The sequence below is a fragment of the Vibrio tasmaniensis genome (genome assembly GCF_024347635.1).
Lineage (GTDB): Bacteria > Pseudomonadota > Gammaproteobacteria > Enterobacterales > Vibrionaceae > Vibrio > Vibrio tasmaniensis.
In genome coordinates this window covers 342,964-366,502 of record NZ_AP025510.1, presented here as the reverse complement: position 1 = coordinate 366,502, position 23,539 = coordinate 342,964, and the positions used below count along the sequence as shown (strand labels likewise).

Below are 23,539 nucleotides of genomic sequence, written 5' to 3'. Positions count from 1 at the left end.
CGAAAAGGAATGTAACATGCTAAACAAACAACAACTGGTTTCCGCAGCAACCGCATTACCGGGAAATGCTGACCCAATTAGAATCACTGAGCGCCATTTCGTTAATCAAACTGACTTGCTCAATACTCCTACGGGTTCTCAACAAGAAGTCTTACTTGGTATGGGATGCTTCTGGGGAGCTGAGCGTTTGTTCTGGCAGTTGGACGGCGTTATTTCAACATCCGTTGGCTACGCTGGTGGATACACGATTAATCCCACTTATGAGCAGGTATGTAGCGGACAAACCGGCCATACCGAAGTGGTTCGTGTCATTTTTGATAGCGAACAAACGTCTTTAGATCGAATACTTGAGACCTTTTGGGAACGCCATGACCCAACTCAAGGTATGCGCCAAGGCAACGATTTAGGGACTCAATACCGTTCTGCTATATACACCTTCAACGAAGAACAACAGACTATCGCTGAGCACTCTAAACGTGAATACCAACGAGCAATGACTGAATCATTAGGCAACGAGATCACGACGGAAGTTCTACCTGCTGGAAAATATTTTTTCGCAGAAACCTACCACCAGCAATACCTAGCTAAAAATCCGAATGGTTATTGCGGGTTAGGTGGAACAGGTGTGTGCTTCCCTCCACAATAAACGGTGCTAGGCCGTAAACGAAAACGACATCCATTAAAAAAGGGCTTCCATTAAGAAGCCCTTTTTCATTGTTATCATTTCGAATGAGACAAATCGATAAGTGTCAGTTAGACCGGCAAAGCAGCAATGGTGCCGTTAACTTCTTTAAAAATAGTGAGCTTTTGTTTGTCTGAAACTTCAGGGAGAAGCACCTTGCCTTGGTCGAAGCTAAACTCTCCGATACCCTCAATAGCAAACTGGCCTTTGAACAGGACTTTAACGAAACGCGCCACCTGATGTGGACGGTAAGTAGAAAAATTTCTTAACATAATACAACCTCAATTCCATTTGAGTACTACAGTCATGTACCTGAACACCAACGTATTCAAAGCACATTCAATCGCTAATTCCTTTAGCAAACAGCAAGATAATCTATTGTTCATCTCGACATTGATGCATTATACCTTTTGGTAACAAGCCTGCAACTTATTTCTACATCGTACGATAAAAAGTTAAAGAGGCATTTTTCAAATTTCATATTATACTTCCAGAGCAAACCAATAAGCGGAACAAAAATATAATGAAAAACAAAACTCTACTGGCTTTTTTAGCCGCAGCCTCTCCACTCTTCGCCAATGCTCACAACTTATCTGTAGGTGAAACTCTGCCTGCTGTCGATGTTAGCAACTATGGTGAAATCGTACTAAACGACGGAAATACTGGATATCAAGCTTGGGCAACCAATGATCTTCTAGGTAAAGTTCGCGTCGTTCAAGCTATTGCTGGCCGTAGCAGCTCAAAAGAACTCAACGCACCACTAATGGCAGCCATTACAGCATCGAAATTCGCAGAAGACAGCTACCAAACCACCACAATCATCAACCAAGATGATGCGATTTGGGGAACTGGATCTTTTGTTAAATCGTCAGCAGAAAGTAGTAAAGAAGAATTTCCATGGTCTTCTATGGTGCTAGATGAAGACGGAACCGTAGCGTCATTATGGGCTTTAAAAGATGAGAGCTCAGCGATTATCGTTCAAGACAAGCAAGGTAAAATATTGTTTGTTAAAGAAGGGGCATTAAACGACTCAGAAGTCACTCAAGTCATTGAGTTGATTAAAGCGAGCCTTTAATAAGATATTCGCGTCTTTTTCGAGACCTGACCAAAGGATATTGTTATATTATAACAGTATCCTTTTTTAATTCTGTGGTTAATCATCCTGATGTGGAAAAACACACCTAATAATGTGAAACGTAAAACAGGCTTCTTGCTTGGGCTGATGCTCATGTTGAGCGTGTTAGCCGCGACACATATTGTGGATATCGACCCACATCATCACTCTTCACATCACTGTGAACTGTTTTCGATAAATCAGTTCATAACGGCGCATTCACTTCCACAGATCCCAGAGTTCCATTCGGAATTTACTGTCGCTATCACAGAGTCAGTCGTTTCGTTACAGCGCCTGTATTTCGCTTATTTAGCACGTTCACCTCCTGTAAAGATTTCTTAATTACCACTACTTTTTAATTAACCTTTATTCAGGAAAAAAACATGAAACCTACTATTCTAGCCGTTGTTATCGGTATGACTGTCTCTACTAATGTTCTAGCTAACGAAGAATTCCGCTCTCACGAAGCACACGTGCACGGTAAAGTTGAGGTGAACATCGCTCAAGATGGGCAAGAACTGCTTGTTGAAGTAACAGCTCCCGGCGCTGATGTGGTTGGCTTTGAACATGCTCCAGAAACTGCTGAGCAAAAGAAAGTATTTGAACAAGCGATTGCGCAATTAAACAAGCCAGATGAGCTATTTGGTTTCAAAAATGCAAGCTGTACTCTGAAGTTCAAGTCGGTGACGAACACCTTGGAAGGCGATCATGATGACCACGAAGGCCATGACCACGCAGAGCACGATCATGACGACCACAAAGGCCATGATCACACAGAACACGACCATAGTGACCACAAAGGCCATGATCACGCAGAACACGACCATGATGACCACAAAGGCCATGACCACGCAGAGCACGATCATGATGACCACAAAGGCCATGACCATGCTGAGCACGATCATGATGACCACGAAGGCCATGACCATGCAGAACACGATCATGACGACCACGAAGGCCATGACCACTCAGAAGGCGGCCACGGAGAGTTCACGGTTGAATACCACTACCAATGTTCTGACATTGAAAAACTGGATACCGTGAATACTCAGTGGTTCTCTAAGTTCAGCAACACAAAATCAATGACGGTGAACCTACTAACCGACACTGCTCAAATTCAAGAAGTGCTTAACGCAGATCGTATTAGTTTTCGATTCTAATTAGCATTAGATTGAATTAAACGTAGATAAGCAGCCAAGTAAGTATTCACTTACTTGGCTGTACAAATCGGTGTTCTCTGGGAATTTATTATTCTAATAACTGTCCAGTAGAGACACCGCTTTAATTATTGGAGCTAATATGTCTTTTGACAGTTCATCACTTGTGGTCAAACTCGAAAATATCAGCTTTCGTTGGAAGCCTGAATTGCCCCCAACGCTAGAGATCCCCTCACTGCATATCCAAGCCCAAGAGCACCTTTTCATCAAAGGGCCTAGTGGTTGCGGGAAATCAACATTGTTAGGGTTACTGACCGGAATCAACCAAGCTGAACAGGGCGAAGTATCTATCCTTGGCCAAGATCTCACACAGCTGACACCTCGCCAGAGAGACAAATTCAGAGCCGATCATATTGGTTATATATTCCAACAATTTAACCTGCTTCCTTACTTGTCAGTCATCGACAACGTGACGCTTCCTTGTCAGTTTTCTAAGATTCGAAAGCAGCAAGTCACTGAAAGTCAGAACAGCCTGCAAGCAACCGCTCAAGAGTTGTTGCTTAGGTTAAAGCTACCTCAAGCTCTCATGGACAAGCCCGTTACCGAGTTGAGTATTGGTCAACAACAACGTGTTGCTGCCGCTCGTGCTTTGATCGGCCAGCCGAAAATCATTATTGCCGACGAGCCAACCTCGGCTCTGGATCATGACAACCGAGAAGCCTTTATCGAACTGTTGCTAGAACAAGCAAATCAGGCGGGTTCTACCCTGATCTTTGTCAGTCACGATCCAACACTAGAAAAACTGTTCACTCGAACCATAGATTTAAAAACCGTTAACCAAGCTAAGGTTGTCGTATGAAAGTAATTACTCACTTAGCCTTAAAAAGCGTACTCAACCGTAAAGCCACCGCCATTCTGACCATTCTCACCGTGGCAGTGTCAGTGATTCTATTACTCGGTGTGGAACGTGTAAGAACCGAAGCTAAGAGCAGCTTTGCTAATACGATTTCAGGTACTGACCTTATCGTCGGTGGCCGCTCTGGTCAGGTAAACCTGCTGCTTTATTCCGTATTTAGAATCGGTAATGCGACCAACAACATCGACTGGAAAAGCTATGAAGAATTTAGCCAGCACAACGCTGTAAAGTGGGCGATCCCAATCTCATTGGGTGACTCACATAAAGGCTTCCGCGTAATGGGCACGAACCATAGCTACTTCGAGAATTATCGCTATGGAAGTAAGCAACCACTTACTTTTCAGCAAGGCAAAGAGTTCAATCAGCTATTTGATGTCGTGATTGGTGCCGATGTCGCGAAGAAGCTAGATTACAAAATCGGTGACCACATCATTCTTGCTCATGGCATCAGTGACGTAGCCTTCAGCCGCCACGATAACCTGCCCTTTACCATTGTGGGAATACTCGCACCAACCGGCACACCGGTAGATAAAACGGTGCATGTTTCGTTAGAGGCCATTGAAGCGATTCACGTTGGCTGGGAATCGGGTGCCAACCTAGGCCACACGCCGAATGCTGAAGCGCTAAAGCAACGTGACTTCCAACCTAAGCAGATTACCGCGATGATGGTTGGCCTTAAATCGAAGATCCAAACTTTTGCACTGCAAAGAGAAATCAACACCTACCGCCAAGAACCTTTGAGCGCCATTATGCCGGGTATTGCGCTTCACGAATTGTGGGGAATGATGGCCGTAGCAGAACAAGCACTACTGATTGTTTCAGGGTTTGTTGTAATCGCGGGATTATTGGGCATGCTCAGTAGCCTACTCACTAGTTTGCAAGAAAGACGCCGAGAGATGGCCATTCTTCGTGCTATGGGAGCAAGACCTCGTCATGTGTTTGGTTTACTTATCAGTGAAGCAAGTGCCCTGACCTTCCTTGGCATCACATTAGGTGTTGCCGTGTTGTTTGCGTTAATTGCAGTGGTTGCTCCTATTGTGCAACAAAGTTATGGTATCAACATATCGATATCCGCAATCACACCTCATGAGTGGAAACTGCTTATGTTGGTGCAAGTTGCCGGAATCATTATCGGCTTTATTCCCGCTTTCAGGGCTTACCGTCAGTCATTGTCTGATGGCATGACTATTCGAATCTAAAATAGGAACCTACGATGCAACGCAAATTCTTACTGATACTTGGGTTACTTATGTTCCCATTTATCAGCACAGCTCACGCTGACACCACTCAGACTGACGAATCGGTATTAACCCTCGATTGGATTGACTTGATTCCAGAGTCAGAGCGAGCACAACTCGACTCATTTGGCATGCCGATGGTTAACCACGACAGTATGGACAAACCTCAACAGTCGACACTTGGCGCTGTTCGTCCGGAGTTGAATGGCAGCACAGTTAAGATTCCTGGCTTTGTGATTCCGTTGGAAGGCGATGAGAATATGATCACTGAGTTTCTGCTAGTGCCATACTTTGGCGCATGTATCCACGTACCGCCGCCGCCGCCGAACCAAATCATCTATGTGAAGTTCCCTAAAGGTGCACCAATCCAGCAATTATGGGATGTGGTCTATTTAGTCGGTACGCTGAAAACGGAGTCAATAAGCCATGACTTGGCGCAAACGGGGTATCTTATTGAAGGTACTGCGATTGAAGAATACGATGACATGTAGTTATTAGAAGGGTGGCTCAAGGATGAGCTGCCGTCACTGAACAAGTAATATTATTCAATAACAGTTTAATAACTATGATTTTATTCTAAATTACACGATGTAATTAGATAAGTAAGCTAGCACAGCCACATAAGTAGCGAGTAATAACCCTATACTAAGCTGTTTCTTCAGCTTGTTATCATTGACTTGATTCATAGCTCCTCCTTGAGAATTACAACAAATTTAACATTTTATTATCATTAGCAAAAGTAAAATTTTGTTGAAACCTTCAACTCTGCACGCAAAATCTAGCCACCAATAAGATAAAGAGTTACATTTTAAACAGTTATACCAATCACAATAAGTAAGTGTTCAGAAATAGCGTAGGAAAAAGGCTTGAGAACAAGGCAGCTCTTTCCAATAAATAGTTTTGATAAGTAGTTATTCTACAATCAAAAATTCTAATGCTGTTATCGAGCGTTTTAACAAGCTAGGGTGAGCAATTATTGACTACGATTGGTATTGAGTCATCTCCTAACGGTACTCTTATGTCAGAAACCAAACAGCCAGTGATCATTGAGCATGCTAGCGATACACAGCCCAAGCATGAGAAAAAACCTCATATTGCCGACAGTGCAAGCAGAATGCTGCACATAGCACAAAGCTTCGGCCTCGATTCCTTACTTAGTCATAGTGCAAAACCAAGCGATAAAGGTGAGAGTACCCTTATCGAACGAGCACTATTACGAGAAAGAAAACGTAAAGAACTTCGTCAAAAGAATCTAGAACAGATTCTAAAGTTGGCGCACTCTTCATGTAAGGATGAAGCTGCTGGAGACCCTGATCAGGACTGGCTATACCGTTTCTTCGATATGGCACAAGAGATCCACAATACCTCGATGCAGAGGCTATGGGCTCAGGTACTAAAGAGAGAAGTGACCAACCCAGGCTCAACGTCAATGAAGGCGCTGAAGATCTTACAAGATATGACACCGAAAGAAGCACTCACTCTGCAAAGAGCGGCATCACTTGGCTGTAGCTTTGGTAGCGATAACAGCAGAAAGCTTTTACTCGGTTTTAAATCCCATGCTGGAATCTTCAGTTTTGGTAAAAGGGACACCACCAACACCATCAATCTTGGTGGACACAACCTGCCCTACTCTAGCTTGCTCCACTTGATTGAACTTGGGATTATTCTGGGCACAGAATTAGAATCTGGAGAGATTGATTTCGATCCAGCTCTGCACTTAACTTATCAAGGTAAGGGCATGTCACTGGCACCATTATCAAAAGGGGTGAAGCTGATTTACTACCGATTCAGCCCTACAGGCAATGAGCTTTGCAACTTACTTGGCAACAAGCCTAACACGCAGTATTACGACCAACTGATTGCGCTATTGAGCCAGAAATTCACGGTTCAGACAGAAGTGAAAAGCAGTGTGAATTACACCGTCTAGACAGTCGATACTGTAAAAAACAGACGGTGTACACAGTGAAGAGTCTTGATAAGGGTAAAGAGAATCTAGAGGATAGGTTTCTTGTCTCGGTAAACCAAAGCTGCACTATTTATCCGCCGAGAATAAGCAGGAGAGCAGCCTTAGTCGTACCAGCGATCTCAGTTGGCTAAAATATTACGTTTCTCTAAAGCATCAATACACAATTCGACCAGTTCATCGAGTGTCTTTTCGCCCGCCGGTAAGTCGATTTCTGGGTTGCGAGGCGCTTCATAAGCTGAACTAATACCTGTGAAGTTCGGGATTTCTCCCGCACGTGCTTTCTTATACAGACCTTTCGGGTCACGCTGCTCACAAACCTCGAGTGGCGTGTTCACAAACACCTCTAAAAACTCGCCTTCGGGCAGCAAATCTCGCACTAACTGTCTTTCAGCTTGATGTGGAGAAATAAAAGCAGACAACACGATCAAACCTGCATCCGCCATCAACTTAGCGAGCTCACCAATACGACGAATATTCTCTCGACGGTCTTGCTCAGAGAAGCCCAAGTCGCTACATAATCCATGACGGACATTGTCGCCATCCAATAAGTAAGTATGGTAACCAAGCTGTGCCAAGCGATTTTCTAATGCTCCAGCGACTGTCGACTTCCCAGAACCAGATAATCCCGTGAACCAGAGCACGGCTGGCTTTTGTGATTTCAGATTAGAGCGAAATGCTTTATCAATCGAGTGTTGATGCCACACAACATTCTCATCTTTTGGTTTGAGTATTGCGGTCATAATTAGTCCTTTAAATAAACAGCATTAAAATGGGAAAAAGTAAGGAATTAGGGTCAGCACCAAGCCCGAATAGACAATAGAGATTGGGATGCCGATACGTAGATAATCCGTGAGATGGTAATTACCTACGCTATAAACAAGTAAATTGGTTTGGTAGCCGTATGGCGAAATAAAGCTGGCACTGGCACCAAACAGAACCGCCATGATGAATGGCATAGGGTCAACGCCATAGCCGATAGCCATGCTATAGCCGATTGGGAACGAGAGTGCTGCGGCCGCATTATTGGTCACCAATTCTGTCAGAACCAAGGTCATAAAATAGGTCGCGACTAACGCACCGAACACACCCCAGCCATTAAAGGCTTCCATAAACATCAGCCCCATACGCTCAGACAGCCCAGATGAAATCATCAGTTGAGCAATAGAGAGTGCCGAACCAACGATCACCACAATATCAACAGGAAAACGGCGACGAAGCTCACCCAGTTGCACTACACCAAATGCCACCAGCAATAATAAAAATCCCGCGAGCCCTTTAATGATCGGGACTACATCGGCGAGCGATAACCCAATAACACTGGCAAAACCGAGCAACACGAACGTCGATTTATCGGCATCAAGCTTGGCACTCGAATCCAAGTCATTCATCAACACAAACTCTTTGTTGTGTTGCTGGCGCTGCTCTTCAAAGCGTTTGCCAGGAACCAAAATCAAGGTATCACCAGCGGTTAATGTGATATTCCCTAGCCCACCTTCAAGGCGTTCGTGACCACGACGAATAGCAACCACAACCGCATCGAAACGATCTCTAAACTGGCTGGTTTTGAGGGTTTTATTACAGAAGCTTGCCGAAGAACTCACTACTACTTCAACAAAACTCTGGCCATTTAGGTGATGCTGACCAAACAGGGTTAATCCTTGAATTTCTTGCAGTGTTGCAACGCTTTCGACATCGCCACAAAACAGCAGTCGGTCACGAGCTTGTAGTATAAAATCAGGGTCAATCGAAGCTGTAGTTTTACCGTCGCGAATCACTTCCGCTAAAAACAGTTTTCTCAGTGCTCGAAGGTTGTTCTCACTGACGCTGCGGCCAACTAACGGTGAGCCGGGCTCCACTCTTGCTTCTAAGAAGTAAGGTAGATCGTCCTGCGATCCATCATCGTAGCTTGGTAAGAAGTAACTCAGAGGGATAAGGATCAACACACCACCGACTAAGACAGCTAGACCGATCAAGGTTGGCGTGAAAAAGTTTAAGCTCGGTAGTCCTGCATCTTCAACAAAGCTATTGATGATCAAGTTGGTAGAGGTGCCGATCAATGTCAGTGTTCCACCTAAGATGGCAGCATATGACAAAGGAATAAGTAATTTAGATGGCGCATGTTGTTGATTACGTTTGATCGCCCCGATCAAAGAGACAACCACCGCGGTGTTATTGGTAAAAGAAGAAAGTAACGCTGTGGAAATACCCAACTTCGCAACTACTGTGCCTAGCCGGCCTTCAGAGATATTACGGCTAACCCAGCTGATTAAGCGAGTTTTCTCCAACGCACTTGATGCGAGGATCAGAAGAATTAAAGTCAGTAACGAGGAGTTAGTGAAATTATTGGCTAGGCTCGACAAGTCGATCATGCCAGCCATAAAAGCAATAAACGCCGCGCCAGCAAAGATAAAGCTTGGCTTAATACGGGTAACGAGCAGGCAAGTAATGATGCCGAGCAAAATCGCTAATACAAATCCTTGTTGCCACATATACCCGTCCTTTATGGCGGAAACGATCGGTTTCCGCCTGATTCAATAAGCTGGTACTTGGTCGTTTATGACTTCAGTAGTTGGCTTAGATCTTTGGCATCCCAATGAGGGAAGTGCTTGCGTACCAATGCGTTGAACTCAAGTTCAAATGCAGAGAAGTTGCCAACTTGCTGTTCAACAGAGTCCAAACGGTCTCGAATCAAACCCGCACCAACCGTCACGTTAGTTAATCGGTCGATAACGATGAAACCACCGGTATCAGCACTCTCACGGTATTTATCCAGCGCGACAGTCTCGTTCAGTGACCATTCACACAAGCCAATGCCATTCAGTGGCAACTCATCGACAGCGTGAGTCGACAGGTTGTTGATGTCATATTGGTGACGAACCGTTTCAACCTGACCGACGGTTTTCTTGCCTGCGATTTTGATGTCGTAAGCTTTGCCCGGTTGCAGTGGTTGTTCTGTCATCCACACGATGTCAGCCAATACATGGTTAGTAGATTCAATTTGTGCGTTTTCCAGCACAATCAAATCACCACGACTGATATCGATCTCATCTTCAAGAGTCAGCGTTACCGCCAAACCGGCTTGTGCTGATTCAAGTTCACCATCAAAGGTCACAATGCTTGCCACCTTCGAGGTTTTACCTGAAGGCAATGCCTTGATTTCATCACCGACGCTAACACGACCAGAAGCCACTGTGCCGGCAAAGCCACGAAAATCTAAGTTAGGACGATTGACATACTGCACAGGGAATCGGAATTCACCCGCAGAGCGTTTTTGGTCAATGTCTACGTTCTCTAGCACTTCTAATAGAGATGGGCCTTCGAACCATGCCAGCTCTTTACTTGGTGCAGCAACGTTGATGCCTTCAAGCGCCGAAACTGGCAGAATCTGAATGTTAGTTTCGCCTTCTAGGTTTTCAGCAAACTCTAGATACTGATCGCGAATCTCCTCAAAACGATCTTGCGAGTACTCGACGAGATCCATTTTGTTGACTGCGACGATGAAATGCTTCAAACCAAGCAGGTTAGAAATAAACGAGTGACGACGTGTTTGATCCAGAACGCCCTTACGAGCATCAATCAAGATCACAGCCAGATCACACGTTGAAGCGCCGGTTGCCATGTTACGCGTGTACTGCTCATGCCCTGGGGTATCAGCAATAATGAATTTACGCTTTTGAGTCGAGAAGTAGCGATAAGCCACATCGATCGTAATCCCTTGTTCACGCTCAGCCTGCAGACCATCAACAAGCAGTGCCAAGTCAGGCTTCTCACCTGTGGTACCCACTCGTTGGCTATCTGAGTGAACCGCCGCTAGCTGATCTTCATAAATCTGTTTTGTATCATGGAGTAAGCGGCCGATTAAGGTACTTTTACCATCATCTACCGAGCCACAAGTTAAAAATCTAAGCATAGATTTATGCTGATGCTGACTTAGATAACCTTCAATCCCTAGTTCAGCCAATTCGGCTTCTACTGCACTATTCATTTTTCTTTCCTTAGATTCTTAGAAATAACCTTGGCGCTTTTTCAGCTCCATAGAGCCCGACTGATCATGGTCAATCGCTCGACCTTGACGCTCACTAGACGTCGCCACCAGCATTTCTTCAATAATGCCTGTTAGCGTATTCGCCTCAGATTCAACCGCTCCGGTTAATGGGTAACAGCCTAAAGTACGAAAACGAACGCTTTTCTCTTCAATCACTTCACCTTCTTGCAGTTCCATACGGTCATCATCAACCATGATCAGCATGCCATCACGCTCAACCACAGGACGTTTATCTGAAAGGTAAAGTGGAACAATATCGATGCTCTCTAGGTAGATGTATTGCCAGATATCGAGCTCAGTCCAGTTAGATAGCGGGAAGACACGAATGCTTTCGCCCTTATTAACCTGGCCGTTGTAGGTATGCCAAAGCTCTGGACGCTGATTCTTTGGATCCCATGTATGGTTCTTATCGCGGAAAGAATAAACACGCTCTTTCGCTCGAGATTTTTCTTCATCACGACGTGCACCACCGAAAGCGGCATCGAACCCGTACTTGTTTAACGCCTGCTTAAGGCCCTGTGTTTTCATGATGTCCGTGTGCTTCGAAGAACCATGTACGAATGGGCTACAACCCATCTCAATACCTTCTGGGTTCTTATGTACTAAAAGGTCAAAGCCGTACTTTTTAGCCGTACGATCACGAAACTCAATCATCTCGCGGAATTTCCAATCCGTATCAACGTGCAATAGTGGGAATGGAATCTTGCCTGGATAAAACGCTTTGCGAGCTAAATGAAGCATCACAGAAGAATCTTTACCGATGGAGTACATCATCACTGGGTTATCGAACTCAGCCGCCACTTCACGGATAATATGAATACTTTCCGCTTCGAGCTGTTTTAGGTGGGTTAAACGTTCTTGGTCCATTTCAGTGCTTCCTTTAAGGCTCGCGTTACGAGCAATTCATTACTTAGTCTTGCCAAGCATGGGATTTAACTCATCCACTTGAGTGAATGGGAGTATTGGCACTAGAAGAAAACAGAAGCTTCGTTTTGAGCTATCCTTGCTATTCGTCTGCCTGATACGTCCTTGATATAAGCATTATGACGAGCCTCTCATATTACTGGAAATTCTAAAATTTCATTTTTTATTCGAAAAGCTGATAAGGGACTGAATTTATCGATAAGCAGGTGAAATGAATGGACTAATATTATCGATATAAATTGCGTATCGATTGAGCAGCTTTGGGAGGCGCCTTGCAGAACACCATAAAGGAATCGATCTAAGTCACGAATTAACATTCGTTGTAATCATTGTTTCATTCCATTTTGTTACATTACGCAACGAATTTTCTACTAATCCACTTTGGAGCTCCAAAATGAAAGTTGCAATGAAACCTTTGTCATTGGCTGTACTTGCGGGTCTTGGTCTGACTTTAGCAGGCTGTACAACAACACCAGATACCGATGAAGTGATTAAATTACGTGTCGTAGAAACGACGGATATCCATACCAACCTAATGGATTACGACTACTACAAAGACAAGCCATCGAAAAAAATCGGCTTAGCACGTACTGCAACTCTAGTAAAAGAAGCTCAAAGCGAAGTAACCAACAGCGTATTAGTTGATAACGGTGACTTGCTGCAAGGTAGCCCTATGGGTGACTACATGGCAGACAAAGGCATCGAAGCGGGCGAAGTTCACCCTGCATATAAAGCAATGAACCAACTAAATTACGACGCTGCAAACCTAGGTAACCATGAATTCAACTACGGTCTTGAGTTCCTAAAAGAGTCTATCAACGACGCTGATTTCCCATACATCAGTGCTAACGTTTACGACGCAGAAAACAAAGAACACTACTTCACGCCTTACATCATCAAGACACACACCTTTGAAGATACTGCTGGCGTAAAACATGAAGTAAAAGTGGGTTACATCGGTTTTGTTCCGCCACAAATCATGACGTGGGATAAGAAAAACCTTGAAGGCAAAGTGACCGCTCGCGATATCATTGAGACAGCTAACAAGTTAGTGCCTCAAATGAAAGCGGAAGGCGCTGAAGTAATCGTTGCTATCCCTCACTCAGGCGTATCAACTGACCCATACAAAAATGGCGAAGAAAACTCAACGTTCTACCTATCTGAAGTAGACGGCATTGATGCAATCGCATTCGGCCACTCTCACGCCGTGTTCCCAGGTAAAGGTTTTGATGACATTCAAGGCATCGACAACGAAACGGGCACAATGAATGGCGTTGCAGCAGTAATGCCTGGTCGTTGGGGTAGCCACGTTGGTGTCATGGATCTAACACTTGCACAAAAAGACGGTAAGTGGGAAGTCGTTAAAGGCCAATCAGAAGCACGCCCTATCTACGACAAAATCGAAAAGAAATCTCTCGCTGACGCTGATGCTGGTATCGTTAAAGCACTAGAAGCAGATCACATAGGTACACGTGATTTCGTTAACCAACCAATCGGTAAAGCAAGCGACGTGATGTACAGCTTCTTGGCACTTGTTCAAGACGATCCAACAGTACAGATTGTTAACCTTGCACAAAAAGATTACGTAGAGCGTTTCATTCAAGGTGACCCTGATCTAGCCGATATTCCTGTCCTTTCAGCAGCCGCTCCATTTAAAGCGGGTGGCCGTAAGAATGACCCAGCGAACTTTACTGAAGTAGAGTCTGGTCAACTAACGTTCCGTAACGCGGCTGACTTATACCTTTACCCGAACACGCTAGTTGCGATGAAGGTAACCGGTAAAGAAGTAAAAGAGTGGCTAGAGTGTACTACAGGTCAATTCCAACAAATCGACGTAAACAACACTGCACCTCAGCAGCTTATTGATTGGGATGGCTTCCGCACTTACAACTTTGATGTTATCGATGGCGTTGAGTACCAAATTGATGTTACACAGCCAGCAAAATACGATGGTAACTGTAAAGTTATTAACGAAGATTCTGAGCGTATCGTTGGTCTAACTTACCAAGGTAAGCCAATCGATATGAAGCAAGACTTCATTATCGCGACCAACAACTACCGTGCATACAGCAATAAGTTCCCTGGTACGGGTGAAGACTTCATCGCATTTGATGCACCAGATGAGAACCGTACTGTTCTAGCGAACTACATCTCTCGAGTGAGCAAAGAGCAAGGTCAAGTGAGCCCAACGGCTGATAACAACTGGTCATTTGCGCCAATCAAAACGGATAAAAAGTTAGATATCCGCTTTGAAACGTCTCCAAGCGAGAAAGCGGCAGAGTTCATCAAAGAGAAGGGTCAATACCCGATGAAACGTGTTGCGACTGACGATGTTGGTTTTGCTGTTTACCAAATTGACCTAACTAAATAGATTGCTTAAGTAATCGATAGTTAATGTTCTGAAAGGCTGAGTTTAACGACTCAGCCTTTTTCTTTTTCATATGGGATCCCCATATCCAACGCCCTGCTTTCAACGCCAAATACTCGATAGATCCACTTTAAAATCACCATATTTTTCGCTTTAAGATCGACTTAAACAACGTATTTCAAACCACGGATTGAATCAAGCTCGCACAAAAAATCCTCAATCATCTGTAAGTTTTTCTCAGCTCCTCCTGTCTATTTAATTTACTACACTCAATGAATGACCATTAAGTCATTCGTTAATAGGATAGATAAGGACATTTGATGGGCACCATCGAGAGCATTCAAGCATGGTTAAATTCAGGGGAGGAGTCGCTGTTATGGCTGATGCTTGGCATTATCGCGCTTTCTTACCTGCTTGAAGATCTGGCGATTGTTACCGCTGCCGGTTTAGCCACTCAAGGATTAATGCTTCCTCAATATGCGTTACTTGCCATTTTTATCGGCATTGCCACTGGTGATCTCGGTCTTTATTACCTAGGTAAATCAGGACGTTATTTCCGAGGCGTTCGTTACAAAGCTCTCACTAATAAGTACTTTCGTGCACTTCGCTTTAAATTACGTCAAAACGCGTTCAGCAGTCTGTTTATCATCCGCTTTATTCCCGGGCTTCGTACCGTCGGTTTTACCTTAAGTGGCTTTTTCGCCATCCCACTGCCTACTTTCTTGTTTGCCGTTATTAGTGCCACTGCGCTCTGGACTGGCATTGTCTTCTCTGCCATCTACTATTTAGGGACATCAGCGTGGCTGCAAGCCTCTGAATATCAATGGATCATCATCCCGTGTGCCATCGCTTTGCTGTTTATCGGTAATCGATTAATGAATAAAACCTACTCTAGAGGATTATCATGAGTTCACCGCAAGATATTCGCATCATTCCCGCACATCAAATTAATGCAGGCATGCCCCTGCTTGAAAAAGATACCGTGCGCAGTGTCTCTCCTTATGAGTTTCTTCCAACTTGGTTTTTCTACACGCCAGTGGTGATTCAAAGCCTGATACAAGGGTTACGACACTTTGACTGGGCGCTCCCGCTCATCGCCAATCCGAGCATCAAACTCAGTGGTATGGTCGGCGAATCAAAGCACGAGATATTGAGCCTTGCCGGATCTTCAAGTCAACGTTGGATCTCACCGTTCATTACCCTAACCAAAACGGATCTCAGCAGTAAGAAACAAGCTGAAGATGCACGCCGCGCACTCATACAATCCGATCTCGATTTCCCGATTGTGGCCAAACCGGATCTTGGCTGCCGAGGTGTTGGCGTCAAGCTGATCAACACACAAGATCAACTTGAGCAGTATGTTGAATCTTTCCCAAATAACGCTCGCTTTCTATTGCAAGAAAAGGCGCCTTATCAAGCCGAAGCGGGTGTTTTCTATGTTCGCTACCCAAATAAAAAGCAAGGCGAGATCATCTCGATCACACTCAAGTATGCGCCAATGGTGATGGGTGATGGCAAGTCGACACTCAAGCAGTTAATTGAAAATAGCCCGCGTGCAGGGCAGCTTAGTCACCTTTATCTACCGAGACATGAAGATAAATTGGATCAAGTGCTCGCAGAGGGCGAAGAGTTCCAACTCGCGTTCGCAGGTAGCCATAGCCGTGGCTGCATCTTCCGAGACGGCAATCAATACATCACTCAGGCTCTAACAGAGCGTTTAGACGAGATATTCGATGACTTCGATGGTTTTCATTTTGGCCGACTCGACGTCAAGTTTAAGGACATACACAGCCTAATGAACGGCGAGGATTTCACGATCCTTGAGGTCAATGGTGCGAGTAGCGAAGCCGGGCACATCTGGGATCGCAACACACCGCTGCGAGAGATATTTTCTACGCTACTTCTGCAATACCGCATTCTTTTTGATATTGGCGCTCAGCAAAAACAACGAGGCCATAAGACTCCCTCTTTCAAGAGCTTATTCGCTGCGTGGCAAGAAGAGCGACGTCTTGTTCAACAATATCCGACCACTGACTAACTTTGTACGAGGACCATGAATGAACCCCATAGCCCAACCGAGCGCCCTCACTTCTTTCTCTCCTAGTATCAAGGGAGCGGTAGAAATATTGAATCAGGGTTTAGAGTTTTTGTTAGCGATATCTGACAGCGACTATCTGACACGAGCAAAGCCGCACGTCACAAGTTCTATTGGTGAACATACTCGCCACACGCTCGATCTTTTTCACGCTTTGATTTTAAAAGAGAATGCGACCGTTGATTACAATACTCGTCGTCGTGGTCACCCCGTCGAATTCGACAGGTCGATTGCGTTGAAAGAGATCCATTACGTGATCAACTGGCTTGAACGATTAGACCGCAGAGATCTCGAAGCGCCTATCATGATCCAAACTGAAGTTTCAATGGATACAAAAGTATTCGCCAGCCTGCCTTCTACGCTAGAAAGAGAAGTTACCTTTGCTGCGCTGCACGCCAATCATCATTACGCGATGATCAAGGTGATCACAACCTTTCTTGATGTCGAAACATGCAACACCTTTGGTTATGCCCCAACCACCAGCAGCTATCTGAGGGAACAATAATATGTGCTCAGTCTCTTGGCTACTTGAGGAAAATGGTTATCAGGTCTTTTTTAATCGTGATGAACAAAAGACGCGAGCATTGGCGATGCCGCCTAAACAATATCGAGTCAAGGGTACCGATATCATCATGCCACTCGACCCTACTGGCGGCGGTAGTTGGATAAGCATTAATGAGTTCGGGCTTTCGTTATGCCTACTCAATAACTATCAAGGCACAGTACCAGCTGGTCCTTTGGTCAGCCGCGGTTTATTACTTAAAAAACTATCATCGAGTCGTAACATCAGTCAGCTCTCTGAAGCATTTCATAAGCTCGACTTGCACTCTTTTGCTCCATTTACCTTGCTGGCTTTCGCGCCGAACTTAACTCAACACCATGGTTTGGTTATCGCCTACATGTGGGATGGTATTCAACAAAAAATCGTCGACACTGATTCTCCGCTGTTCTCATCCGGTGTTGATTTAGAGCGAGTACAAGCCTATCGACAAGCAAAATACGATCAGCTTATGGCAACAGGTAAGAATCAACAAAACTTACTGATGTTTCACTCTCACCATCATAGTGAACAGCCTCATTTAGCGACCTGTATGCATCGTGAAGACGCACATACGGTGAGCTTTACACACTTACGCAATCTACACGGCAAAGCCTCGATGTTTTACGCACCCGGCTCGCCTTGTGAACCCATTAAGCCATGTCGGATAAATCAACAGCGCTTTACCTTCGATTTATCACCCGCAATCAATCTATAGATGGAGTCCATCATGAGAAAACTATTAACCATGGTCATGCTACTTGTTAGCCCGTATGTATTTGCCGCCGATGAAATCTACACCGGATTCTTTAGCAGCAAGGCACTCGATGGCTACGATACTGTCGCGTATTTCACTTCAGGCAACCCCGTCGAAGGCAGTAAAAAATTCAGCACCGAGTACAAGGGTGCGGACTGGTATTTCTCTTCTGAAAAGAATCTGACTTTATTTGTTAATAATCCTGAAAAATATGCCCCTCAATATGGTGGCTATTGCGCTTGGGCAGTATCAGCAAAAAGTGATTTTGCACCCGGAGACCCGAACCAATGGACGATTGTTGATAACAAGCTTTACCTCAACTACGACCAAGAGATTAAACAGCGTTGGGAGCAAGACCAAGCACAACATATTCAACAAGCCGATAAAGTTTGGCCGCAACTGATTAAATAAGGTAGCTTCATTATGATTGATAGTCCTTTTCGTTTACCACGTTACACACCTTTTGGTTTAGGTGAGTCTGTTGTCGAGTGGGCAACAGGGCTATCTAAGTTAGACCGACTCTATCAAGATCGACAAAACGAGTTATCTAGTTTCGAATTCATGAATTACACCCTATCGGCGCTCAATATCGATTACTCGGTTGTATCGGGAAGCACGGAAAACATCCCGGAAGAAGGACCGGTGGTGATTGTGGCGAACCACCCACTTGGCGCCATTGAAGGTGTGATCCTTGCCGATCTCGTAGGATCGGTCAGAAAGGATGTGAAGGTGTTAGCCAATGAGTTACTCAAGCGATTGCCTGAACTGGATGATCTTTTCATCGGAGTCGATGTCTTTAACAGTAAAGAATCGAAACGCACCAACGCCAAGGCTATTCGAGATGCCAATCGTCATTTGGCCGATGGAGGACTGTTGATTGTGTTCCCTGCGGGCGAAGTATCAAGTTACCGTAAAGGGGCAAAAACACTGACAGACATTGAATGGAGCAAATCGGTTGCCAAGTTCGTTAAACGTCACCAAGCCACCACGGTTCCTATCTTCATCAATGGCAAGAACAGTGAGCTTTTCTACCAAGCTGGCCGTGTTCACCCACTATTGAGAACGGCTTTACTTGGGCGTGAACTTCTTAATAAACGAGCGACTACCATCTCTATCTCTATTGGGTCTTCGATCCCGTATTCAGAGATTAAGTCGTTCGAACAAGAGATGGATATCGTCAACTACCTACGACTTAATACCTACCTAATGAGTCAACAAGATAGTCCGAACACACCAATCCACGCGCCCTCTTTTGACACTCAGGTTATTACGCCTATTCCATCAGAAGTACTCTCTATAGAAGTCGCATCACTGCCTCAAGAAATGAGATTACTTGAACAGGGCGATTTTGAGGTGTTTTGCACACCAAGCCAGTCGATCCCCAATTTAATGCGCGAGATTGGTCGAGTAAGAGAAGAAAGCTTTAGAGAGGTCGGCGAAGGCAGCGGGCTTGCCTGTGATTTAGATGAGTATGACCTTTACTACCATCAACTGTTTGTGTGGAACAAAGCTAAGGCTGAACTGGTCGGGGCGTACCGACTTGGTATGGTCGACAAGTTGCTCGCTGAGCACGGGCTTGATCAACTCTATTCCCGCAGTCTGTTTAACTACAATCAAGAATTCATCGATACCTTAGACAACAGCATTGAGCTTGGGCGTTCTGTGGTGAGCAAACCTTATCAAAAGAGCCTTAACTCACTGTTACTATTATGGAAAGGCATCGCAGCCTTTGTGTACCGTCACCCCCAATACACTCACCTATTCGGCCCAGTCAGTATCAGTAATGATTACAGCCACAATGCGCGCCTGTTGATCGCAACCACCTTGTCAATCCACCATTATGATGAGGAAAAGGCGAACCTGGTTTCTCCTTCGTCACCACTCAATACCAGTAATAATGTGTTCTGGCAGAATCACCTGCTATCGTCATTGGCGAGTGTCCCTCTGCTTTCTAAAGTGCTGGCTCGTATGGAGCAAGGGAAAGGCCTACCGGTGTTATTGCGCCAATACCTAGGGATGAACGGGAAACTGGTTTGCTTTAACGTCGACCCATCATTTAACGATGCTCTGGATGGCTTGATTGTGGTGAACCTTAAGAAAGTACCATTGAAAACTCTAGGTAAATACATGGGTAGAGAACTTGCTCAAGACTATCTAGAACAGCACGCTCGACACTGATTTAGCCTGCTCTGTACCTATACTCAAATAAGTGCGATGATTTCGACACTTATTTGGGTTAGGTTATTTTCATGCACACCTCTTTTATCGAACAACTACAAAGCTTCGACTTCTCTGAAAGTCAGATTGAATCTCTATTAGCCGTCGCGAAACCGCTTGAGCTACCAACCAGACACATCCTGATCAATCAAGGTGAAATGGCGAGTTCAATCTACTTTGTACTTGAGGGGTTGTGCCACGCTTGTTACCTCACTAATGACGGTAAGCAATACAGCAAAGAGTTCTACTGGGAACAAGATTGGATCATCGGCTTTGAGAGTCTGATAAAAAGCCAAGCGTCCCCTTACCTGTTAGAAACGCTCACACCAATTACTATGTTAGAACTGCCAATGAACGCGGTGATCGAGTGGCGCGCATCAAACAACCCTTTGTATTTAAAGTTGTTAGAAACTCAGCTAATGCATAAGGAAAACAAAGAACGCTTTATGCTGCTCTATACTCCAGAGCAACGCTATCAGCTTTTCTGCGAACACTACCCCGACCTTGAGCAGCGCTTGAACGACAATCAAATTGCCGCTTACCTAGGAATAACTGCGATCAGTCTGAGCAGAATTAAAGGTCGAATTAACAATAGTTAATGCCAACAATCATCACGCATAGTACATTCAGAGCATCGATAATCTCTGGATGTAAGCATGATCACTTGGCACTCAATTCCTTTCTCTGAACTTTCAACACAACAGCTTTATCAACTGCTTAAGTTACGAGTCGATGTATTTGTCGTTGAGCAGACTTGTCCTTATCCAGAGCTCGACGGTAAAGATACACTCGCAGGTGTTGAGCACTTACTTGGCTATGCTGATGAAGAGTTGGTAGCGTGTGCTCGCTTGTTACCCCCCGGCACCTCTTACGACAACACAAGCATCGGCCGAGTTGCAACCAAGCAATCTGCAAGAGGTGATGGCTTAGGTCATCAATTGATCAAAGAAGCGTTAACACGCTGTGAGACTCTTTGGCCGAGTAAGACCATCGATATTGGCGCGCAACAACACCTAGAAAACTTCTATGCGAGCCACGGCTTCAAGACCATTTCGGATATGTACCTCGAAGATGACATTCCTCATGTAGATATGAGATTAGATAAATAATGACGAATATCACTGCCGGTATTCTATTGTTGGTTGCAGGTAATTTGTTTGCCTCGTTTTCCGACGTAGCGGTAAAGCTGTTAAATGGCGAAGTACCGCCCTTACAGTATATTTTCTTCCGACAGTTGATATCTCTACTCATCATCACCCCTTTGTGGCTACAGCAGAAAAAAGAACAACGACGCTTACAGCAGGCCAAAGTCACTTTCATTCGAGGTCAGTTAATTCTAATTGGCAGTGGATGTATGGTGGTAGCAATCACTCACTTGTCTTTGGCAACCGCCAATGCAGTATTTTATGTCGCGCCTTTGTTGATGTTGCCGCTCTCTATGTTGCTATTGAAAGAGCAACCAGCACTCGGTAAGGTTATCGCCACCACTATCGGTTTTGTTGGCGCATTGATTGTCTTAAGGCCATCGCAATTTCATTGGGCTGCGCTGTTTGCTTTGGGGACAGCACTCACTCTCGCACTATTTAATGTACTCGTAAGAAAGCTTCCTAGTGAACAAACCGTCGTCACAACGCTCTGGTGGACAACCTTATTCTCTATTCCAGCAGCATTGATACTGTGCTTGTTATACTGGCAACCCGTGTCTGTCGAACACTTGGGATATATAGCCCTGAGTGCAACACTCATATTGAGCTACAACGGCCTTGCGGTCGCTGCATACCAAAAAGCATACTCTAGCCAAATTGCCTTAGCTGAGTATTCAGGATTGGTGTTTGTGGCGTTAATAGGTGCAATATGGTTCGACGAGATTCCAGATACACTAACCTTTATCGGAATTATACTGATCATCTTGCCGTTAGCGCCTTTCAAGCGACCAAAAAAAAGAGCTAACAGTTAGCTCTTTTCTATCGTCTATCTATGTCGACTAAAGCGTATAGCTCAAGGTTCTACGTTAGATCTATTTGCTGCGCCCAAAACCGCCGTCAGACAAACGGAAGAACATCACCGAAGTATCGCCTTTCTCAAGCTGAAGAATATCCAGTTTTCCGGTCTCAGCAAGTTTGAATCGAACTAGCTGACCTTTACGAATCTGACTAAGCGGCTTATCTACACCTTCAATACGAACCAATGCGTTAAGATCAGACAGCGGTAGATCATTATTTCGGAACACTTGAGTTAATGTATCCCCTTGCTTAACAAGGTACTCTTGCCAACTGCTCGGCTCTGAAGAATTGCTTTTAGCATTTTTCTGTTCGCTTAAGCCAACGGTGTTTATCTCAAGCTCAACGCGCGATGTTGTTGGGGCTACATCTAAGTTAGGTTCTGATGACGGCACAAAGAGTAAGATTAATACGATCGGAGAAAGCACCAACAATAGTCTTTGGTGTAATTTCGGTAATGCAACCCAAGTTTGTGCTGTTGAGGTTTTCATTTTCTTTATATCAATCGAACTTAACTTCTCTTTGACCAGATTCAGTCGCTCCTTAAGCTCTGCAAAGTGGTCTACTTTCTGTTTTTTCTTTTGACGACGATTCATGCCACTGCGTCCTATATATTGAATAACTACAGTATAAAAACCAAAGTACCAACAGTATAGATCTTTCCGCAACAACAGGGACTAAAGCAAGAAAATTGACATAGCTGTGATTTGGATACCCTAAAGCGTAAGTGATCCAAGGCTAGCCGTTTATTCAAGCTGCTAATACTGGTATTCTTACCCTTTTCGTACTGACAAAAAGAGTGACTTTTCATGTCTGAAGTAAAATTTGAAACTGTAGAGCAAAAAGCTAGCTACGGTATCGGTCTACAAATGGGCCAACAACTTGCTGGTTCTGGTCTTGAAGGCCTAAACGTTGACGCAATCGCTGCAGGTATCGCAACAGCTCTAGTTGGCGACATGCCAGCTATCGAAGTTGACGAAATCAACAACGCACTACAAGAGCTACACACTCGTGGTGAAGCTGCGCGTCAAGAACTAGCTAAAGCTGCAGCTGCTGACGGCGAAGCTTTCCTATCTGACAACGCTCTTCGTTCAGAAGTAACAGTTCTTGAGTCTGGTCTTCAGTACGAAGTACTAACTGAAGGTACTGGCGAAATCCCTACTGCAGACAAGCAAGTACGTGTTCACTACCACGGCGAACTAACTGACGGTACTGTTTTCGACAGCTCTGTATCTCGCGGTCAACCTGCTGAATTCCCAGTAACTGGCGTAATTCAAGGTTGGGTGCAAGCTCTACAAATGATGCCTGTTGGCTCTAAGTGGAAGCTATACATCCCTCAAGACCTAGCATACGGTGAGCGTGGCGCAGGTGCTGCAATCCCACCATTTGCTGCTCTAGTATTTGAAGTAGAACTTCTAGCTATTCTTTAATTTTTATAAAAACCTTTAGTAAAACAAAATACTATAGGCAAATAAAATTGAAATAATCCAACGGCGATGTCACTACATCGCCGTTTTTCGTT

General features: G+C 44.7%; 25 protein-coding genes. 19 read left to right on the top strand and 6 right to left on the bottom strand.

Annotated features, from left to right (window positions below):
* Positions 1-16: 16 nt before the first annotated feature.
* The gene (gene msrA / locus OCV44_RS01735; protein WP_139685436.1) at positions 17-646 is read left to right on the top strand and encodes a peptide-methionine (S)-S-oxide reductase MsrA; all 630 of its coding nucleotides are present in this window, start codon (positions 17-19) and stop codon (positions 644-646) included.
* 107 nt (positions 647-753) lie between these two features.
* On the opposite strand, the gene OCV44_RS01730 is transcribed toward msrA, so the two are convergent.
* Positions 754-954 (bottom strand): DUF1107 family protein, encoded by a 201-nt coding sequence (locus tag OCV44_RS01730; RefSeq protein ID WP_139685437.1) that lies wholly within the window; start codon positions 952-954, stop codon positions 754-756.
* A 251-nt stretch (positions 955-1,205) separates the two neighbouring features.
* Here OCV44_RS01730 and OCV44_RS01725 point away from each other — a divergent pair, with 251 nt between their 5' ends.
* The 7 genes from OCV44_RS01725 (at position 1,206) to OCV44_RS01695 (ending at position 7,034) form a co-directional block, all read left to right on the top strand.
* Positions 1,206-1,757: a YtfJ family protein gene (locus OCV44_RS01725; RefSeq protein WP_139685438.1), complete on the top strand. Its 552-nt coding sequence runs from the start codon at positions 1,206-1,208 to the stop codon at positions 1,755-1,757.
* Between the two features lie 90 nt (positions 1,758-1,847).
* The gene (locus tag OCV44_RS01720) at positions 1,848-2,138 is read left to right on the top strand and encodes a DUF2607 domain-containing protein (protein WP_012604884.1); all 291 of its coding nucleotides are present in this window, start codon (positions 1,848-1,850) and stop codon (positions 2,136-2,138) included.
* Between the two features lie 41 nt (positions 2,139-2,179).
* Positions 2,180-2,956 (top strand): zinc uptake protein ZrgA, encoded by a 777-nt coding sequence (gene zrgA, locus OCV44_RS01715; protein ID WP_139685439.1) that lies wholly within the window; start codon positions 2,180-2,182, stop codon positions 2,954-2,956.
* 139 nt (positions 2,957-3,095) lie between these two features.
* Positions 3,096-3,812, top strand: coding sequence for an ABC transporter ATP-binding protein (locus OCV44_RS01710; protein ID WP_004735279.1), 717 nt, complete (start codon positions 3,096-3,098; stop codon positions 3,810-3,812).
* The gene (locus OCV44_RS01705) at positions 3,809-5,068 is read left to right on the top strand and encodes an ABC transporter permease (RefSeq protein ID WP_139685440.1); all 1,260 of its coding nucleotides are present in this window, start codon (positions 3,809-3,811) and stop codon (positions 5,066-5,068) included. Before OCV44_RS01710 ends, OCV44_RS01705 begins: the two co-directional genes overlap by 4 nt.
* A gap of 14 nt (positions 5,069-5,082) precedes the next feature.
* Positions 5,083-5,598 (top strand): DUF3299 domain-containing protein, encoded by a 516-nt coding sequence (locus OCV44_RS01700; RefSeq protein WP_139685441.1) that lies wholly within the window; start codon positions 5,083-5,085, stop codon positions 5,596-5,598.
* Between the two features lie 527 nt (positions 5,599-6,125).
* A complete protein-coding gene (locus OCV44_RS01695; RefSeq protein WP_139685442.1) occupies positions 6,126-7,034 on the top strand; it encodes a TIGR03899 family protein in 909 nt (302 codons plus the stop codon).
* A gap of 158 nt (positions 7,035-7,192) precedes the next feature.
* Here the strand turns inward: OCV44_RS01695 and cysC are convergent, their stop codons facing one another.
* The 4 genes from cysC to cysD form a co-directional block, all read right to left on the bottom strand.
* On the bottom strand, positions 7,193-7,813 hold the full coding sequence (gene cysC, locus OCV44_RS01690) for an adenylyl-sulfate kinase (RefSeq protein ID WP_086048657.1): 621 nt from the start codon (positions 7,811-7,813) through the stop codon (positions 7,193-7,195).
* Positions 7,814-7,837: 24 nt separating this feature from the next.
* Positions 7,838-9,562 carry an SLC13 family permease gene (locus OCV44_RS01685; protein WP_054542377.1) on the bottom strand — a complete coding sequence of 575 codons (1,725 nt, stop codon included), beginning with the start codon at positions 9,560-9,562 and terminating at the stop codon, positions 7,838-7,840.
* 65 nt (positions 9,563-9,627) lie between these two features.
* Positions 9,628-11,058 carry a sulfate adenylyltransferase subunit CysN gene (gene cysN, locus OCV44_RS01680; protein WP_004735272.1) on the bottom strand — a complete coding sequence of 477 codons (1,431 nt, stop codon included), beginning with the start codon at positions 11,056-11,058 and terminating at the stop codon, positions 9,628-9,630.
* 18 nt (positions 11,059-11,076) lie between these two features.
* Positions 11,077-11,985, bottom strand: coding sequence for a sulfate adenylyltransferase subunit CysD (gene cysD, locus OCV44_RS01675; RefSeq protein WP_004735271.1), 909 nt, complete (start codon positions 11,983-11,985; stop codon positions 11,077-11,079).
* 451 nt (positions 11,986-12,436) lie between these two features.
* Here cysD and OCV44_RS01670 point away from each other — a divergent pair, with 451 nt between their 5' ends.
* From OCV44_RS01670 to OCV44_RS01625, 10 genes are all read left to right on the top strand, one after another.
* Positions 12,437-14,413, top strand: coding sequence for a bifunctional 2',3'-cyclic-nucleotide 2'-phosphodiesterase/3'-nucleotidase (locus tag OCV44_RS01670; RefSeq protein WP_139685443.1), 1,977 nt, complete (start codon positions 12,437-12,439; stop codon positions 14,411-14,413).
* Positions 14,414-14,730: 317 nt separating this feature from the next.
* A complete protein-coding gene (locus OCV44_RS01665) occupies positions 14,731-15,318 on the top strand; it encodes a DedA family protein (RefSeq protein ID WP_139685444.1) in 588 nt (195 codons plus the stop codon).
* Entirely contained in the window at positions 15,315-16,448 is a 1,134-nt protein-coding gene (locus OCV44_RS01660) for an ATP-grasp domain-containing protein (RefSeq protein WP_139685445.1), read from the top strand. The genes OCV44_RS01665 and OCV44_RS01660 overlap by 4 nt, the downstream gene beginning before the upstream one ends.
* Positions 16,449-16,467: 19 nt before the next feature.
* Complete coding sequence (locus OCV44_RS01655; protein WP_139685446.1) at positions 16,468-17,010, top strand: DinB family protein; 543 nt, start codon at positions 16,468-16,470, stop codon at positions 17,008-17,010.
* A gap of 1 nt (position 17,011) precedes the next feature.
* Positions 17,012-17,761 carry an NRDE family protein gene (locus OCV44_RS01650; protein WP_139685447.1) on the top strand — a complete coding sequence of 250 codons (750 nt, stop codon included), beginning with the start codon at positions 17,012-17,014 and terminating at the stop codon, positions 17,759-17,761.
* A 12-nt stretch (positions 17,762-17,773) separates the two neighbouring features.
* Entirely contained in the window at positions 17,774-18,211 is a 438-nt protein-coding gene (locus OCV44_RS01645; RefSeq protein ID WP_086048650.1) for a YHS domain-containing (seleno)protein, read from the top strand.
* Between the two features lie 12 nt (positions 18,212-18,223).
* Positions 18,224-19,978 (top strand): lysophospholipid acyltransferase family protein, encoded by a 1,755-nt coding sequence (locus tag OCV44_RS01640; protein WP_139685448.1) that lies wholly within the window; start codon positions 18,224-18,226, stop codon positions 19,976-19,978.
* Between the two features lie 71 nt (positions 19,979-20,049).
* Positions 20,050-20,616, top strand: coding sequence for a Crp/Fnr family transcriptional regulator (locus tag OCV44_RS01635; RefSeq protein ID WP_061039609.1), 567 nt, complete (start codon positions 20,050-20,052; stop codon positions 20,614-20,616).
* Positions 20,617-20,673: 57 nt separating this feature from the next.
* Positions 20,674-21,126, top strand: a complete 453-nt coding sequence (locus OCV44_RS01630; protein ID WP_139685449.1) for a GNAT family N-acetyltransferase — start codon at positions 20,674-20,676, stop codon at positions 21,124-21,126.
* A complete protein-coding gene (locus OCV44_RS01625) occupies positions 21,126-21,974 on the top strand; it encodes a DMT family transporter (RefSeq protein WP_139685450.1) in 849 nt (282 codons plus the stop codon). Before OCV44_RS01630 ends, OCV44_RS01625 begins: the two co-directional genes overlap by 1 nt.
* A 60-nt stretch (positions 21,975-22,034) precedes the next feature.
* On the opposite strand, the gene OCV44_RS01620 is transcribed toward OCV44_RS01625, so the two are convergent.
* Positions 22,035-22,613 (bottom strand): LysM-like peptidoglycan-binding domain-containing protein, encoded by a 579-nt coding sequence (locus tag OCV44_RS01620; protein WP_139685451.1) that lies wholly within the window; start codon positions 22,611-22,613, stop codon positions 22,035-22,037.
* Positions 22,614-22,826: 213 nt separating this feature from the next.
* Here OCV44_RS01620 and OCV44_RS01615 point away from each other — a divergent pair, with 213 nt between their 5' ends.
* Positions 22,827-23,447: an FKBP-type peptidyl-prolyl cis-trans isomerase gene (locus OCV44_RS01615; RefSeq protein WP_017107729.1), complete on the top strand. Its 621-nt coding sequence runs from the start codon at positions 22,827-22,829 to the stop codon at positions 23,445-23,447.
* Positions 23,448-23,539: the final 92 nt, after the last annotated feature.